14 protein-coding genes are annotated in these 15,622 nt (G+C 74.0%); 4 read left to right on the top strand and 10 right to left on the bottom strand.

All coding sequences use genetic code 11. The features are described from left to right. Positions 1 to 21 precede the first annotated feature (21 nt). The 5 genes from CG736_RS25785 to ftsE form a co-directional block, all read right to left on the bottom strand. Positions 22 to 1,290: an alpha/beta hydrolase family protein gene (locus tag CG736_RS25785; protein WP_100588579.1), complete on the bottom strand. Its 1,269-nt coding sequence runs from the start codon at positions 1,288 to 1,290 to the stop codon at positions 22 to 24. Positions 1,291 to 1,380: 90 nt separating this feature from the next. Beyond that, positions 1,381 to 1,857 (bottom strand): SsrA-binding protein SmpB, encoded by a 477-nt coding sequence (gene smpB / locus CG736_RS25780; protein WP_043914198.1) that lies wholly within the window; start codon positions 1,855 to 1,857, stop codon positions 1,381 to 1,383. 44 nt (positions 1,858 to 1,901) lie between these two features. Then, a complete protein-coding gene (locus CG736_RS25775; RefSeq protein ID WP_198520614.1) occupies positions 1,902 to 3,011 on the bottom strand; it encodes a S41 family peptidase in 1,110 nt (369 codons plus the stop codon). Between the two features lie 43 nt (positions 3,012 to 3,054). Beyond that, positions 3,055 to 3,963 (bottom strand): permease-like cell division protein FtsX, encoded by a 909-nt coding sequence (gene ftsX, locus CG736_RS25770; RefSeq protein ID WP_100588577.1) that lies wholly within the window; start codon positions 3,961 to 3,963, stop codon positions 3,055 to 3,057. A gap of 11 nt (positions 3,964 to 3,974) precedes the next feature. Continuing rightward, positions 3,975 to 4,664 (bottom strand): cell division ATP-binding protein FtsE, encoded by a 690-nt coding sequence (gene ftsE, locus CG736_RS25765; protein WP_033253741.1) that lies wholly within the window; start codon positions 4,662 to 4,664, stop codon positions 3,975 to 3,977. Between the two features lie 261 nt (positions 4,665 to 4,925). Here ftsE and CG736_RS25760 point away from each other — a divergent pair, with 261 nt between their 5' ends. Beyond that, complete coding sequence (locus CG736_RS25760) at positions 4,926 to 5,114, top strand: hypothetical protein (protein WP_043914202.1); 189 nt, start codon at positions 4,926 to 4,928, stop codon at positions 5,112 to 5,114. Between the two features lie 96 nt (positions 5,115 to 5,210). On the opposite strand, the gene prfB is transcribed toward CG736_RS25760, so the two are convergent. From prfB to CG736_RS25745, 3 genes are all read right to left on the bottom strand, one after another. Beyond that, entirely contained in the window at positions 5,211 to 6,314 is a 1,104-nt protein-coding gene (gene prfB, locus CG736_RS25755) for a peptide chain release factor 2 (protein ID WP_100588712.1), read from the bottom strand. 35 nt (positions 6,315 to 6,349) lie between these two features. Then, positions 6,350 to 7,600, bottom strand: a complete 1,251-nt coding sequence (locus CG736_RS25750) for a serine/threonine-protein kinase (protein ID WP_100588576.1) — start codon at positions 7,598 to 7,600, stop codon at positions 6,350 to 6,352. Positions 7,601 to 7,736: 136 nt separating this feature from the next. Continuing rightward, complete coding sequence (locus CG736_RS25745) at positions 7,737 to 9,587, bottom strand: serine/threonine-protein kinase (protein ID WP_100588575.1); 1,851 nt, start codon at positions 9,585 to 9,587, stop codon at positions 7,737 to 7,739. Positions 9,588 to 9,929: 342 nt separating this feature from the next. On the opposite strand from CG736_RS25745, the gene CG736_RS25740 reads away from it, so the two are divergent. Next, positions 9,930 to 12,635, top strand: a complete 2,706-nt coding sequence (locus tag CG736_RS25740; protein ID WP_100588574.1) for an FtsK/SpoIIIE domain-containing protein — start codon at positions 9,930 to 9,932, stop codon at positions 12,633 to 12,635. Positions 12,636 to 12,662: 27 nt separating this feature from the next. Here CG736_RS25740 and CG736_RS25735 read toward each other — a convergent pair whose 3' ends face one another. Next, positions 12,663 to 13,196, bottom strand: coding sequence for a M15 family metallopeptidase (locus tag CG736_RS25735; RefSeq protein ID WP_100588573.1), 534 nt, complete (start codon positions 13,194 to 13,196; stop codon positions 12,663 to 12,665). A gap of 144 nt (positions 13,197 to 13,340) precedes the next feature. Between CG736_RS25735 and CG736_RS25730 the strand changes: the two genes are divergently transcribed. Then, a complete protein-coding gene (locus CG736_RS25730; protein ID WP_100588572.1) occupies positions 13,341 to 14,003 on the top strand; it encodes a response regulator transcription factor in 663 nt (220 codons plus the stop codon). After that, the gene (locus CG736_RS25725) at positions 14,000 to 15,136 is read left to right on the top strand and encodes a HAMP domain-containing sensor histidine kinase (protein WP_100588571.1); all 1,137 of its coding nucleotides are present in this window, start codon (positions 14,000 to 14,002) and stop codon (positions 15,134 to 15,136) included. The genes CG736_RS25730 and CG736_RS25725 overlap by 4 nt, the downstream gene beginning before the upstream one ends. Here the strand turns inward: CG736_RS25725 and CG736_RS25720 are convergent. After that, positions 15,087 to 15,620, bottom strand: coding sequence for a hypothetical protein (locus CG736_RS25720; protein WP_157815742.1), 534 nt, complete (start codon positions 15,618 to 15,620; stop codon positions 15,087 to 15,089). The two genes, CG736_RS25725 and CG736_RS25720, sit on opposite strands and share 50 nt — an antisense overlap. Positions 15,621 to 15,622 lie beyond the last annotated feature (2 nt).

The raw sequence follows: 15,622 nt of genomic DNA, 5'->3' as shown, positions 1-15,622 counted from the left end.
AAGCTGCGACAGTGCCGCCGGTCAGCCGGTGACGCCCGGCAGGCCGAACTCCTTGGCCAGCCAGGGCAGCGACTCCTTGAAGGCCAGGGAGCCGAGCTGCCAGTCGTGCTTGCCGGGGCGGACCCGCACCTCGGTGGTCAGGCCGGCGGCCTTCGCGGCCTTGTCGAGGTTCTGCGCGGCCGTGAGGTGCTTCTCGGTCTCCTGGTCGCCGACCACGAACAGGCCGCTGGAGTTCTGGTAGACGCCCTTCTTGGCCTTGCCGAGCACCGTCGCCGGGTCGTGCGCCTCCCAGGCGGCCGTGTCGCCGCCGTACAGCTGGGCGATGGTGACCTGCTTGCTGCCGACGTTGGGGCCGTCGTCGCCGGAGATGTCGACGAACCGGCCGAACACGTCGGGGTGGACCACGGCCAGGTCGACGGCGCAGGTGCCGCCCATCGACCAGCCGATCACGCCCCAGGAACGCGGCCCGGTGGCGGTGTCGAAGGTCTTCTCCATGTACTGCGGGATGTCCTTGACCAGGTGGTCCTCGGCCTTGCCGTGGGCGCCGTTGACGCACTCGGTGTCGGTCTTGAAGCTTCCGGTGGCGTCGACCATCACCAGGATCGGGGCGAAGCCGTTGTGCGCGGCGGCGAACTCGTCGGCGGTCTTGATCGCCTCGCCGGCCCGGATCCAGTTGTCGGGGGCGGCGTACTGGCCGCCGATCATCTCCAGCACCGGCAGCTTGGGCCGCACCTTGCTGCGGAACCAGGCCGGCGGCAGGTAGACCAGCTCGCGGCGGTGCTTGAAGCCGCTCGGCTCGGCGGGGATGTCGACCTGGACGACCCGGCCCTCGGTCGCCTTGCCGACGGTGTTGCGGGCCTCGTCCAGGCTCATCTGCTGGGGCACCGGGGCGCCCGACAGGTCGCCCACGGCGGCGTCCACGCTCGGGTAGTAACCGGTGGAGATGTTCAGCGAGTTGGCGGCGCACAGCAGCGACAGCCCGGCCGCCACCGGCACCGCGGCCAGGTTCCACCAGCTGGAGTTGCGGATGCCCGCCGCCAGGCCGCCGAGCCCGAGCAGGGCGCAGCACAGCCAGAACCACAGGCCGAACGGCAGCGGGTCGTCGACGCCGCCGACCAGGGCGACCAGCAGCGCGGTCAGCGCCGTCAGGCCGATCGAACCGCCGACCACCCAGGGCAGTCTGCGGCGCAGCCAGAACGGGCTGATGCGGGCCAGCGCCGCCGCGACCGCCACCAGGGCCAGTATCCGCAAGGTCCAGGGCAACCAGCCGCTGAGCAGTGAGATCTCCACGCACAGATCGTACGGTCGCGCCAACTGTCCGCGTACAACCGGGAGGTACTGTTTACCTGACTCCGGTTCAGCCGTTCCCCGGCGGCGGGGTCAGCCCTGCCGCCGGCGGGCCGCGGCCACCGCGCGGTCGGACTCGCGGCGGTCCTGGCGCTCGCGCAGGGTCTGCCGCTTGTCGTAGAGCTTCTTGCCGACGGCGAGGGCGATTTCGAGCTTGGCGCGGCCGTCCTTGAAGTACAGGGACAGCGGGACCAGCGTGTGGCCGGTGTCCTTGGCCTTGGACTCGAGCTTGCGGATCTCCATCTTGTGCAGCAGCAGCTTTCGCTTGCGGCGGGCCGAGTGGTTGGTCCAGGTGCCCTGGGTGTACTCGGGGATGAAGACGTTGTCGATCCAGGCCTCGCCGCCCTGGATGTACGCGTAGCCGTCGACCAGGTTGGCCCGGCCCTCGCGGAGCGACTTGACCTCGGTTCCGGTGAGCACCATGCCGCACTCGTAGGTGTCGAGGATGGTGTACTCGTGCCGCGCCTTCTTGTTCTGCGCGACCAGCTTCTTGCCCGTTTCCTTTGCCATAGCTCCGTCATTCTCGCACCTCGGGGGCGGCCTCGGCAGCCCCTTTACGGCGCGCCGGTCGGACTCAGTCCCTCCAGCACCCTCAGCGCCAGGGCGTCCGTCCCGTCGTCGTCGCCGGCGGGGGCGGGAACGTCGGGCTGGACGCCGGTGCCGTCCGGGGAGCGGCCGGCCGGGGTCTGGTAGCGGCCGACGGTGAGCTCGACCACCGAACCGTCGGCGAGCCGGCTGGGCTGCTGGACGGTGCCCTTGCCGAAGGTGCGCCCGCCGACCAGGACGGCCCGGGAGCGGTCCTGCAGGGCGCCGGCCAGCAGCTCGGCGGCGCTCATGGTGCCGCCGTCGACGAGCACCACCAGCGGGACCGCGGTGTCGCCGCCCGGGGCGGCGGTCAGTTCGCGGCGCTCGCCGTGCGCCTGGTAGCTGGCCACCGGGCCGCCGTCGAGGAACGCCGAGGCGACGCCGACGGCCTCCTCGACCAGGCCGCCGGAGTTGCCGCGCAGGTCCAGCACCACGCCGCGGGCGCCGGCCGCGGCGGCGCGCACCTGGTCGGCCACGCCCTCGGTGAAGGCGTGCACGGCGATCCGGGCCACCCCGGGGCGGGGACGGTCGGACTCGACCTCACGGGCGGCCAGTTCGGCCCGGGTCAGGCTGAGTTCGCGGACCGGCCCGTCGCCGCCCTGCACGCCGACCGCGACCGCGCTGCCGGCCGGGCCGCCGCGCAGCCGGGACACCACCTCGGTCACGGGCAGCCGGTCGGCCGGGACGCCGTCCACGCTGACCAGCTTCTCGCCGGCGGTGATCCCGGCCCGGGCGGCGGGCGAGCCGGGCAGCACCTCGGCCACCTCGGTGGGGCCGTCGGCGGCGCGGTCCAGGGACAGGCCGATGCCCGGGTAGCGGCCGCCGGTGAAGTCCCGGTACTGCTGCGGGCTGAGGTAGGCCGCCCACCGGTCGCCGCTGGCGCCGACCAACTGCCGGGCCTCCTGCGGGCTCAGGTCGACCCCGGACAGGTCGGCGCCGCGGGCCCCGTCGGACGACGACGGGGCCCGGGGCGAACCGATCGGCTCGCCCCAGGCCCCGGAAGCGGCTCCGGCGAACAGCACGGCGCCGAACACCAGGCCGAGGGTCATCCCCTGGCGTACACGCGGTCCTGTCGGCATACCGGCGAGTGTAGGGCCACCCGCCGGGTCCGCCGACGGACCGTCAGACCTTCAGGTACTTGCGGAGGGTGAAGAACGCCGCGATGCCGGCCATCGCCATGCCGACCACCACCAGCAGCGGAATGACCGCCAACACCGAGGACAGGCCGATGAAGTTGATGAACAGCACCTTCTTCGCCAGCCACCCGTGGATGAAGAAGTGCCCGCCCACCAGCAGCAGCGAGGCCAGCCCCGCGCCGAGCAGCGCCGCGAACGCGGCCTCCGCGATGAACGGCATCTGCACGTAGAAGTTGGACGCGCCGACCAGTCGCATGATGCCGGTCTCACGCCGTCGGCTGAACGCCGAGACGCGGACGGTGTTGACGATCAGCAGCAGCGCCACGCAGAGCATCAGCGCCATGATCACGAACGCCGCGGTCTGCAGGCCGCGCAGCAGGCCGAACAGGTTCTCCAGGATCTTGCGCTGGTCCTCGACCGACTTCACGCCGGGCTTGCCGGCGAAGGCGCTCTGGATCACGTCGTACTTGGTCGGGTCGCTGAGCTTGACCCGCCAGGACGCCGGCAGCGCGTCCGCACCGACCGCCGCGAGCAGCGGGTTGTCCGGGTTGGACTGCTTGAAGTGCTGGTACGCCTCCTGCGGGCTCTCGAAGGTGGCGCTCTGCACCAGCGGCGTCAGCTTGTCCAGATCGGCCTTGACCTGCTTGATCTGGTCGTCGGTGGCCGCTCCGGCCGCGCACTGGGGCGAGTTGTGGTCCGCCTTCGCGCAGAAGTAGATGCTGACCTCGACCTTGTCGTACCAGTAGTCCTTCATGGAGTTGACCTGGTCGCGGACCAACAGCGAGGCACCGGCGAGGGCGAGCGAGAGCGCGACGCTGACCACGACGGCGATCGTCATGGTCAGGTTGCGGCGGAGACCGACGCCGATCTCCGACAGAACGAACTGGGCGCGCATGCTTCTCTCTTCTAGCTCTGGTAGCCGTAGACGCCGCGGGCCTGGTCGCGAACCAGCAGGCCCTTGTCGAGCTCGATGACGCGCTTGCGCATCTGGTCGACGATCGCCTGGTCGTGAGTGGCCATCAGCACGGTGGTGCCGGTCCGGTTGATCCGGTCCAGCAGCTTCATGATGCCGACCGAGTTCTGCGGGTCGAGGTTGCCGGTCGGCTCGTCGGCGATCAGCAGCATCGGCCGGTTCACGAACGCGCGGGCGATCGCCACGCGCTGCTGCTCACCGCCGGACAGCTCGCCGGGCATCCGCTCCTCCTTGCCGCCGAGGCCGACCAGGTCGAGCACCTCGGGCACCACCTTGTTGATGGCGCTCTTCGGCTTGCCGATGACCTCCAGGGCGAACGCCACGTTCTGCCCCACGGTCTTGTTCGGCAGCAGGCGGAAGTCCTGGAAGACCGTGCCCAGTTGGCGCCGCATGTGCGGCACCTTCCAGTTGGAGAGCTTGCCCAGGTCCTTGCCGAGCACGTGCACCGCGCCGGTGGACGGGCGCTCCTCGCGCAGGCACAGGCGCAGGAACGTCGACTTGCCCGAACCGGACGAGCCGACCAGGAAGACGAACTCGCCCTTCTCGATCTCCAGCGAGACGTTGTCCAGGGCCGGACGGTTCTGCTTGGGATAGGTCTTGGAGACGTTGTCGAATCTGATCACGGCTGCATCACGGGGGCCATCCTAGGTGGATCGGAGCCAGTGACCTTACGCGACGTCCTCGCGTACCCGCAGTAACCGCACGGCTACCGATCGGGATTCCGTGTGCTTCGGTTCCGGTTCGGACCCGGAATTGCGAGCTACGTCACAGCCCGCCGACCCTTCCCCTCCGGGGGCCCAGGTGTCCGGAACCTGGCAGAGTGGTAGGAGAGTCGGAACCGAAGCCGCCTCCGGCACGTTGGCTCTGCAGCAAGGAGGACACGCATGACCTGCGACCAACTGGTGTGCGCCAACTGCAACGGCCGCGTCATCGACGGCCGCTGCCCGGTGTGTCGCGCCAACCGCGCCCGGCTCCAGCAGGAGCAGCACGGGCCGTTCGCCACCCTCAACCCGACGGTGCTGCTGGCCGTCCTGTGCGCCGCGGTGCTCGCGCTGGCACTGCTGATGCGCTGACCCCCGGGACCGTTCGACGGGAAGGGCCCCACCGCCGAGGCGGTGGGGCCCTTCTTCGTGCCGGTGACTACCGGCTTCGGCTCACTACTGCCGGTTTCAGCTCTCGCGCTGCTTGCGCCAGCGGATGCCCGCTTCGATGAAGCCGTCGATGTCGCCGTCCAGCACGCCCTGCGGGTTGCCGACCTCGTGCTCGGTGCGCAGGTCCTTGACCATCTGGTACGGGTGCAGGACGTAGGAGCGCATCTGGTTGCCCCAGGAGCTTCCGCTGTCCTTGAGCGCGTCCATCGCGGCGCGCTCCTCCTGGCGGCGCCGCTCCAGCAGCTTGGCCTGGAGGACGTTCATCGCCGAGGCCTTGTTCTGGATCTGCGAGCGCTCGTTCTGGCAGGAGACCACCACGCCGGTGGGGATGTGGGTGATGCGGACCGCCGAGTCGGTGGTGTTGACGCCCTGGCCACCGGGGCCGGAGGCGCGGTACACGTCGATGCGCAGGTCGCCCTCGTCGATGTCGACGTGGTCGGACTGCTCGACGACGGGGAGCACCTCGACGCCGGCGAAGGAGGTCTGCCGGCGGCCCTGGTTGTCGAACGGGGAGATGCGCACCAGGCGGTGGGTGCCCTGCTCGACGGAGAGGGTGCCGTAGGCGTAGGGGGCCTTGACGGTGAAGGTCGCGGACTTGATGCCGGCCTCTTCGGCGTACGAGGTGTCGTAGACCTCGGTCGGGTAGCCGTGCCGCTCGGCCCAGCGCAGGTACATGCGCATCAGCTGCTCGGCGAAGTCGGCGGCGTCCACGCCGCCCGCCTCGGCACGGATGTTGACGAGGGCCTCACGGGCGTCGTACTCGCCGGAGAGCAGCGTGCGCACCTCCAGCTCCTCGACGGCCTTCTTGACGGCCTCCAGTTCGTGCTCGGCCTCGACGCGGGTGTCCGCGTCGTCCTCGGCCTCGGCGAGCTCGAACAGGACGCCCAGGTCTTCGACCCGGCCGCGCAGGGACTCCACCTTGCGCAGTTCGCCCTGCAGGAAGGAGAGCCGACTGGTGATCTTCTGCGCGTTCGCGACGTCGTCCCACAGGCTGGGGGCGGCTGCCTCCTCCTCCAGGGTCGCGATGTCGGCCCGGATCTTGTCCAGGTCGAGGACGGCCTCGATCGACGCCATGGTCGAATCGAGGTTCTTGAGCTCTTCGGAAGGATCGACGGCTGCCACGCCCACAAGGGTAATGGTTCGCCGGGGGGGCTCGGCTACAACCGGGGGTGCCAGGCGCCGGACAGGGCGCCCGCGGCGTGCGCGGGGGGCTCGGCGGCGAACGCCGTCCAGGCGGCGGCGGCCCCCGCGAGCAGCAGGATCACGGCGATCAGCACGGCCAGCGTGCGGCGCCGGCGGATCTGCTGCGCCCGGGTGCGCCGGTGGGCGCCGGGCGCGGGCTGGGTGCGCTGGGCGCGGGACTCCTCAGCGTAGGAGGCGAGCTCCCCGGCGGACGGGCGGCGCAGGCTGGTGTGGGTGTCGCGGGTGGAGTCGGGGGTGGGCCCGGGCACCAGCGGGACGGCGGGGCCGCGTCGGCGGCGGTGGGTGCCGCGGCCGGCGTCCGCCTCGGCGTAGACGGCCTCGCCGGGGGTGGGCGCCTCCTCGGTGGCGGTCCGCTGGGCGGGCACCGCGAGCGGGCCGACGCCGGCCAGTTCGGGCAGCAGCAGGCGCAGCCGGGAGGCCAGCTCGGAGGCCCGCAGCCGGGAGGCGGGGGCCTTGGCCAGGCATTCGGAGATGATCCGCCACAGGCCGTCCGGCATCCCCTCGACCGGGGGGACGTTCTCGGTGACGTGCCGGCGCAGCACCGCGCCGGTGTGGCCGCCGCCGAACGGGGTGGTGCCGGTGAGCAGCTCGTACAGCACGGTGGCGAGGGCGTAGATGTCGACGGCGGCCCGCGGCTCCAGGCCCTCGATGATCTCGGGGGCGAGGTAGTCGGGAGTGCCGATGATCCGGGTGGCCCGGGTGCGGCGGGGGGCGTCGACCAGGCGGGCGATGCCGAAGTCGGTGAGCTTGGCCCGCGGGGCGCCGCCGGGTCCGGGCGGGGCGGCCAGGTCGAGCAGCACGTTCTCCGGCTTGACGTCGCGGTGCACGATGCCGGCGGCGTGCGCGGCGGCCAGGCCGTCGGCGACGTCGGCGATCACCGAGGCGGCGACCAGCGGGGCGAGCACGCCGTCGTGCTCCAGCCGGGTGCGCAGGTCGGTGCCCTGCACCAGGTCCATCACCAGGGCGAGGTCGCTGCCGTCCACCACCATGTCGTGCACCCCGACCACCCGCGGGTGGTCGAGGCAGGTCAGGGCGGTGCGCTCCTGGACGAAGCGGCCGACCAGGACCTGGTCGGCGGCCAGGTCCTCGCGCAGCAGCTTCACGGCCACCGGCCCGTCCGGGCCCTCGCCGAGCCACACCGTGCCGGCCGAGCCGCGGCCGATCACCTGGTGGACCGTGTACCGGCTGCCGATCTTGCGTGCCAATGCTGCTCCGTGGGCTCGTGAGGTCGGTGCTCGACGAACAACCTACGCGTCCGAGCGGCTTCCGGGGGCCGTGGAGGGCCCCCGGAGAGGTTCCGATCCGATGGAATTTCGCGGCATTGTCGACAAAGCGTCAATCCTAGTTGCCGGTATGGCTGCTGACCCAGTCCCGCGCCGAGTCGAACCAGCCGACCACGTTGTCCCAGTAGTGCGGCAGCGGCGTGAAGTTCCACAGCGCCAGGCAGCCGAGCGCCAGCACCACCAGCACCAGCAGGCAGCCCTTCGCGCAGCCCAGGCCCGGGATCCACATCCGGTTGCGGCTGCGCCGGCGCGGCTCGCGCTCCCGCTCGCGGGACGGCTCCGGCTCCCGGTACGGCGGCTCCTGGCGGCGCGGCGGGGCCGGCTCGGCCCGGCGCTGCGGCGCCCCGTGGCCCTGCGGCCGGCCGTCGTAGCCGGGCGGCGGGCCCGCGGGCTGCTGCTGCGCCTGGTACGGCGGCGGCGCGACCGGCGGACGCCCGCCGCGGCCCTGCGGGTACTGGCCGCCCTGCTGGCCGCCGCCCTGCTGCGGGTGCTGACCGCCCTGCTGCGGGTACTGGCCGCCCTGCTGCGGGTGCCGGCCGGGCTGCGGCTGGTACGGGCCCTGCTGCGGGGCGTACCGGCCGCCGCCGGGCTGCTGCGGGTGCGGGGCCCGGTACGGCGGCGGGGCGACCGGCGGGCGCTGCCCGGGCGGCGGGTACTGGCCGGCCTGGTACGGGCGGGGCGCGACCTGCGGGTCGGCCAGGTCCTCCGGCTCGAAGTAGCCGATCCGGGTCTGCTCGTTGCGGTCCCGGGCGGCCTGCATCTGGGTCTGCCACGGGTGCGGCCCGTCCGGCTGCTGCTCGGGCGGCGCCGGCGGCACCGAGGGCATCACCGCGGTCCGGTCGGCGGGCGGCGCGGGCGGCTGCGGGCTCATCAGCTGGGTGCGGTCCTCGGCGCCCGGGACGGCCTGACGGTGCGTCATGACCTGGGTGGCGGCCGCCGGGTCGTACCCGTTGCCGCCGAGCGCGGGCTCGTGGGCGGGCGCCGGCGGGGCCGACGCCGGGTCGGGCACCAGCAGCGCGCCGACCGAGAGGGCGGCGTCCACGGCGGCCGGGGAGGAGTGCACCCCGATGCCGGCCGCCACCACCCGCAGCGCCTCGGCCAGCGAGACGGCGGTGGGCCGCTCGGCCGGGTCCTTGCGCAGGCAGCGCTCGACCACCGTCCACAGCGGCTCGGGCATGGTGCGCGGGCGCTGCGGCTCCTGCGCGAGGTGGGCCTGCAGGATCGCCAGCGGGTTGTCGCCCTGGAACGGCGGGCGGCCGGTGACCAGTTCGTACAGCATGATGCCGGCGCCGTAGACGTCCACCGCGGCGGTCTGCGGGCGGCCGTCGGCGGACTCCGGGGCGACGTACACGGGGGTGCCGACGAACTCGTGGGTGCGGGTGATGCCCGGGGAGTCGGCGAGGCGGGCGATGCCGAAGTCGGTGAGCATCGGGTACATCTGCTCGCCGCCGTCCACGGTCAGGGTGGCCAGCAGCACGTTGGCGGGCTTCAGGTCCCGGTGCACCACGCCGTCGGCGTGGCTGGCGGCCAGCGCGTCGGCGATCTGCGCCATCAGCAGCGCGCCGGCGATCGGCGACAGCGGGCCGGACTGGCGCAGGTAGCGGAACAGGTCGGGGCCGTCGATCAGGTCCATCACCAGGGCGAGCAGCTCGCCCTCGACCACCAGGTCGCGGGTGCGCACGATGTTGGGGTGGGTCAGCCGCAGCAGGACGGAGCGCTCGCGCAGGAAGCGCATCACCACGTCCGGGTCGGCGGCGAGCTCCTCGCGCAGCACCTTCACCGCGACCGCCTGGCCGGGCTGCAGGCCCGGCACGGCGACGTCCTCGCGCACCCGGCCGCGCCAGACCGTGCCGGTCGCTCCGCGTCCGAGGCTCTCCTCGAGCAAGTACTTGCTTCCGACAGGCCGCACCTGTGCACTCCGTTCGGTCACCCCGCGCCCGCTGCGGGGCCGCGTTCCGGCACTCCCCCGTTCCCGTGAACGGCGCCGGGGCCTCCGGTGAACCGCCCGCGCGCGAGGGCTCCCGGTTTTCCGGCAACTCTAACGGTGCCCGCGCGGGTTTCCGAGGTGTTGCCGAGGTCGGACGCGCACTGTCGGCCACCTGGGGTGTCCGGGCATCCTTGACCTGACTCGGCGTCGGATTCACCATGTCGATGATCGCAAGATCGTCAAATCCGGTACCGTGCGCGGACTGTCCGTCCCGAGTGGCAGGATGGCAGGCACCACACGTGTGCAGAAGGGACCCCGGGCGTGATGCAGATCCGGCTCACCGTCCTTCGACCGCGCAGCGGCCCGACCGGCCCCGGGAGCTCTGCCGACGTCCTGGTCACCGCACCGGCCGGCACCACGCTCGGCGCCGTCGCCACCGCGCTGGCCGGAGCGGTCGGCGTCCGCGGCCCGCGCTCCGCCACCCACGTCCACCTGTACGCCGGTGAGGAACGGCTGGACGAGCAGCTCCCGCTCGGCCACCCCCCGCTGGTCGACGGCGCCGTCCTCGCCCTCGGCGAACCCGACCCGGACACCGAGGACACCGCCGGCCGGCCCGCCGCCGAACTGCGCGTCGTCGGCGGCCCCGACGCCGGCGGCGTCCACCGCCTGCACGGCGAACGCATCCGGATCGGCCGCTCCACCGAGGCCGACGTGCCGCTCGACGACCCCGACGTGTCCCGGCTGCACCTCGCCCTGCACCTGACCGCCGACGGCCACGCCACCGTCCAGGACCTCGGCTCCACCAACGGCACCCTGCTGGACGAGCGCTACCTGCGCGAGGAGAGCGCCGAGCTCGCGCCCGGCGCACTGCTGCGGATCGGCGAGTCCACCCTCCAGCTCGCCCACCCCGCCGACATAGCGGCCCGCACCGCCACCCCCGACGGCGAGGGCCGGCTCCGGCTCGCCCCCCGCCCCACCGCCCGCACCGCGCCCGCCCGCCCGGCCGGCCCCGCACCCGCCGCCGAACCCGTCGCCGAGACCGGCGAGCGCCGCGGCCGCTGGCTGCGCCGCACCCGCCCCGAGCCGCCCGCCGTCGACACCGACCGGCAGCACGCCACCGCCCGCCTGCGGCAGGCCGCCAACCAGCGCGAACGCTGGCCCGACCCGGCCGCCCTGCTGCTCGCCGCCCTCGGCGCCGGCCCCCGGCTGTGGGAACGCGGCCCCGACCACCCCGACGCGCTCACCCTGCGCCTCGGCACCGCCGACCTCCCCGGCGGCCCCGGCACCGCCCCCGGCACCCTGCTGCCCGCCGTCCCCGCCACCGTCGACCTGCAGACCGCCGGCAGCCTCGGCCTGGCCGGCCCGCGCCACCGCCTCACCGGCCTGGCCCGCGCCGCGCTCGCCCAACTCGCCGCGCTGCACCCGCCCAGCGGCCTCGCCCTGGTGGTGATCGCCCCCGAGCAGCACGCCGAGGACTGGGCCTGGGCCCAGTGGCTGCCCCACCTGCGGCCCGCCCACAACCAGGCCTGCCGACTGCTGTACGGCCTCGGGCCCGACCAGGCCGAGGCCCGGCTCACCGAACTCGCCTCCGCCACCGCCGCCGTGCCCGCCACCGTCGTCCTGATCGACGGCGACCCCGGCACCGAGGCCGGTCGGCGCGCCCTCGGCCTGCTGCTCCGACAGGGCCCCGCGGCCGGCGTGTTCGTCCTCTGCCTCGCCGAAGCCCCCGAGGACCTCCCCACCGGGCTCGGCGCGTTCGGCCTGATCACCGGCGAGGTCGCCACCCGCCTCACCCTCGACCGCCCGGCCGGCGGCGCCCGCGAACGCCTCACCGACATCGCCCTCGACGCGGTCTCCCCCGCCTGGGCCGAACGCCTCGCCCGCACCCTCGCCCCGCTGCGCGAGGCCGCCACCGACACCGAGGCCGCCCGCGGACCGCTCCCCGAGGCGCTGCGCCTGCTCGACCTGCTGCGCTCCGAATCGCTCTCCCCCGCCCGGCTCGCCGAGAACTGGAACGCGCTGCCCGCCGGCGCGGGCGCCGCCGCCGCCCTGCTCGGCACCGCCCGCGGCCCGGCCGGCGAGGAGACCTGCGCCGTCGACCTCGCCGAGGACGGCGACCACCTGCTGATCGGCGGCGGCCCCGGCTCCGGCAAGTCCGAACTGCTGCGCAGCCTGGCCGCCTCGCTCGCCGTCTCCGAACGCCCCGACCGGTTGTCGCTGCTGATGATCGACGGCGACCGCGCCGAGGACGGCGGCCTGGCCGGCTGCACCGACCTGCCGCACGTCACCGACCACGTCAACGCCGCCGAGGACCCGCGCGGCGCCCTCCTCGCCGCCGAACGCCTGCTCGACGAGCTCGCCCACCGCGAAGCCCTGTTCGACGGCCTCAGCTTCACCGAGTGGCACACCCGGCGGATCTTCGACAAGACCCCCGCACTGGTCGGCGGCCCCGCCGCCGACCCCGGCGACCGGCGCCGCGTGGTCGAACCCCGCCGCTCCCCCGACGCCCCGGCCGCCGACACCGCCCCCGCCCGCCTGGTCGTCGTCGTCGACGACCTCGACGCACTGCTCGGCCCGGCCTCCCCCGGCGGCCGGCCGCTCGCCCGCGCCCTGGCCGCCGCCGCCACCCGCGGCGCCCGCCTCGGCGTGCACGTGGTCGCCGCGACCGGCTCGCCCGAGACCACCGTCGGCACCGAACTCGACGACGCCGCACAGCTGCGGATCGCCCTGCGCACCGACCGGCCCGGCGACTCCGACCTCCTGATCGACCTGCCCGACGCCGCCGCCCTCCCCGGCACCACCCCCGGCCGCGGCTACCTGCGCCGCCCCGACGGCGCCGTCACCGCCTTCCAGGGCGCCCGGGTCAGCGGCCGCATCCCGCGCACCGCGACGCTCCGGCCCACCGTCGTCGCCCAGCGCCTGGAGGACCACGGCGCCGCCCCGTCCCCCCGCCCCGTCCGCGAACTCGGCAACGGCCCCACCGACCTCGCCCTGCTCGCCTCCGCCCTGCGCCGCGCCACCGAGAGCTGACCGCTCCGGGCTTCCGGACGGCGCCGCTCACCCGGCGGCGTCCGGAAGCTGCGCCGGGCAACGGCCGCCCGGCGTCGTCAGCAGCTCGAAGTGCCACATCTCGTTGGCGTACACCTGGCACAGCCCGTACCTGGCGCCCTTCCGGTTCAGCCAGTCGTCGGCGTCGGTCGGCCCGACGTCCACCGCCTTGCCCGACACGTGCGCGGACTTCTCCGGCGTGTTCACGAACCGCCGTGCCAGCTCCAGGCTGCCGTGCTTCTGCACCGCGGCGTCCAGCAGCCGCTGCTGATAGCTCCGGCTGCGCCACCCCGAGGTGACCCGCAGCTCGATCCCCTGCGCCTTCGCGTCGGTGGCCGCCGCCCGCAACGCGGCCAGCAGCGCCGGATCGAGCCTGCTCACCGCCGCCGAACCGTCGTCGAACGGGCTGGCCGAGACACCGGCGGCCAGCTCGCCGTCGGCGGCCCGCACCCGCTCCGGTCCCCCCACGGCGAACGCCGCCACCGCTCCGAGCACCGCCACCGCCCCGACTGCGGTGATCGTCCGCCGTGTGGTCTTCCGCATATCCGTCTCCTGCTCCGTGCGCTCGTTTCCGGGCTCCATTGCAGGGCGGGCGGTGTTGCGAGGGCGTCTGCGTTTCCGCATACGTTTTCGAGATGCGGCGTCGGGTTCAATGGATGTCCGATCGTCGAGGAGTGGAGCTGTCGCGTGCGGGTGCTGGTGGTGGAGGACGAGGAGTACCTCGCCGAGGCGGTGCAGGCGGGGTTGCGCTTGGCGGCGATCGCCTGCGACGTCGCGGGGGACGGGGAGGCGGCGTGGGAACGGCTGGGGGTGCACCGGTACGACGTGGTGGTGCTGGACCGGGACCTGCCGGGGATGTCGGGGGACGAGGTGTGCCGGCGGATCGTCGCCGCGGGGCTGGGCTGCCGGGTGCTGATGCTGACGGCGGCGGCGCGGTTGGACCAGAAGGTGGCGGGGTTCGAGCTGGGGGCGGACGACTACCTGACCAAGCCGTTCGATCTGGCCGAACTGGTGGTGCGGCTGCGCTCGTTGGCCCGTCGGCCGGAGCAGTCCGCGCCGCCGGTGCTGGAGTTCGCGGGGCTGCGGGTGGATCCGTTCCGGCGCGAGGTGTTCCGGGACGGGCGGTACGTCGCGCTGGCGCGCAAGCAGTTCGCGGTGCTGGAGGTGCTGATGGCGGCGCGCGGCGGGGTGGTGAGCGCGGAGGACCTGCTGGAGCGGGCCTGGGACGAGCACGCGGACCCGTTCACGAACGCGGTGCGGATCACCATCTCGGGTCTGCGCAAGCGGCTCGGTGAGCCGTGGGTGATCCACACCGTGCCGGGTGTCGGCTACCGCCTGGACGCGGTGTGAGCCGCCCGCGCCGGTTGACCGCCCGGCTGCGGCTGACGCTGAGCTACACGCTGTTCACCGTGACCACCGGCGTGCTGTGTCTGGGCGTGGTGTACGTCGGCATGAAGTACGTCCCCAACTACCCGTTGACGTCGGCGAATCCGCGCTACCGCTCGGACGCCCCGTCGCGGCAGGAGATCCTGAACTCGCTGCTGACCGCCTCGGGGTACGCGCTGGCGCTGCTGACGGTGGTGGGGATGGCGGGCGGCTGGCTGGTGGCGGGGCGGGTGCTGCGGCCGTTGCAGGAGGTGACGGCGGCGGCCCGGCGGGCGTCCGGCGGGGATCTGGGGCACCGGATCGCGCTGGCGGGGCCGAGGGACGAGTTCACCGAACTCGCGGACGCCTTCGACGAGATGCTGGCCCGGTTGGAGCGCTCGTTCGAGGCGCAGCAGCGTTTCGCGGCGAACGCCTCGCACGAGCTGCGCACGCCGTTGGCGATCAACCGGACGATGCTGCAGGTGGCGGCGGCCGACCCGGCGGGGCAGAACTGGCCGCGGCTGGTGGAGCGGCTGCTGGACACCAACCGGCGCGGCATCGAGGTCACCGAGGCGCTGCTGCAGCTCGCCGAACTCTCGCACGGCGCGCCGGAGTCGGCGCCGCTGGAGTTGTCCGCGCCGGTCCGCGAGGCGCTGGCGGCGGTGGCCGCCGAGGCCGCCGAGCTGGGTGTCGCCGTCGACGCGGAGCTGTCCGCCGCCCCGGCCGTCGGCAACGAGGTGCTGCTGCGGCAGGCGGCGGTGAACCTGCTGCAGAACGCCGTCCGGCACAATCTGTCGGCCGGCGGCCGGGTGGAGCTGACCACCGGGCCGGACCCGGAGCATCCGGGCCGGGTGCGGCTGACGGTGCGCAACTCCGGCCCGGTGCTGGAGGGTCCGCTGGTCGCCACGCTCACCGAGCCGTTCCTGCGCGGTGGCGGCCGGACGGCCCAGCGCGGTCCGGTGCGGCGCGGGCACGGCCTGGGGCTGGCGATCGTCGCGGCGGTGACGGAGGCGCACGGCGGGCGGCTGCGGCTGGCGGGCAACCCGGACGGGGGGCTGACGGCGGTGCTCAGTCTGCCCGGTACGGCCGGTAGCGGGGCTGCGGGCGCGGCCAGGTGAGGTCGAGGAACAGCGGGTAGTCCCGGCGTTCCAGGCAGCGCAGCAGGAACTCGGGGAAGGCGCCGCGGGTGGCGTACCACTGGCCGGTGTCGCTGACCGCGGCGATCGGCCAGCGGTCCGGGTCGGGGCCCTGGGCGAGGAAGAACCAGGCGCCGCCGTACCGGTCGGCGCCCCAGCCGATCAGTCCGCCGGGCTCGGGGTGGTACGGGAACGGGTCGAAGTCGAGGTTGCGCTGCTGGCCCGGCTTCCGGCCGTACCAGAGGCCCCACAGGTCGCGGGCCTCCTCCGCGCTGCCGTCGACCGGTCCGACGACGCTGAGGAAGTCGTCCAGGGTGCCGGCGCCCCAGCGGTCCACGAAGGTCTTGTAGCCGGTCGGCAGCCGGACCCCGAGGTACGTCTCGGCGGCGTCCCAACTGCCGTGCGCGGCCTGCCGGTCGGGCTCGCCGAGCAGTTCCGTGAGCCGGTCGAACACGGGATCGGTCATGC

Source organism: Kitasatospora sp. CB02891 (genome assembly GCF_002803145.1).
Taxonomy (GTDB): domain Bacteria; phylum Actinomycetota; class Actinomycetes; order Streptomycetales; family Streptomycetaceae; genus Kitasatospora; species Kitasatospora griseola.
Note: the sequence above shows the minus strand (reverse complement) of the source record. Positions and strands in the feature narration are given on the sequence as shown.

Excerpts from the sequence above, each read along its gene's own strand:
- smpB (WP_043914198.1), bottom strand. The coding sequence starts at position 1,857 with ATGGCAAAGGAAACGGGCAAGAAGCTGGTCGCGCAGAACAAGAAGGCG.
- CG736_RS25775 (WP_198520614.1), bottom strand. The coding sequence starts at position 3,011 with ATGCCGACAGGACCGCGTGTACGCCAGGGGATGACCCTCGGCCTGGTG.
- ftsX (WP_100588577.1), bottom strand. The coding sequence starts at position 3,963 with ATGCGCGCCCAGTTCGTTCTGTCGGAGATCGGCGTCGGTCTCCGCCGC.
- CG736_RS25760 (WP_043914202.1), top strand. The coding sequence starts at position 4,926 with ATGACCTGCGACCAACTGGTGTGCGCCAACTGCAACGGCCGCGTCATC.
- CG736_RS25740 (WP_100588574.1), top strand. The coding sequence starts at position 9,930 with ATGCAGATCCGGCTCACCGTCCTTCGACCGCGCAGCGGCCCGACCGGC.
- CG736_RS25735 (WP_100588573.1), bottom strand. The coding sequence starts at position 13,196 with ATGCGGAAGACCACACGGCGGACGATCACCGCAGTCGGGGCGGTGGCG.
- CG736_RS25720 (WP_157815742.1), bottom strand. The coding sequence starts at position 15,620 with ATGACCGATCCCGTGTTCGACCGGCTCACGGAACTGCTCGGCGAGCCC.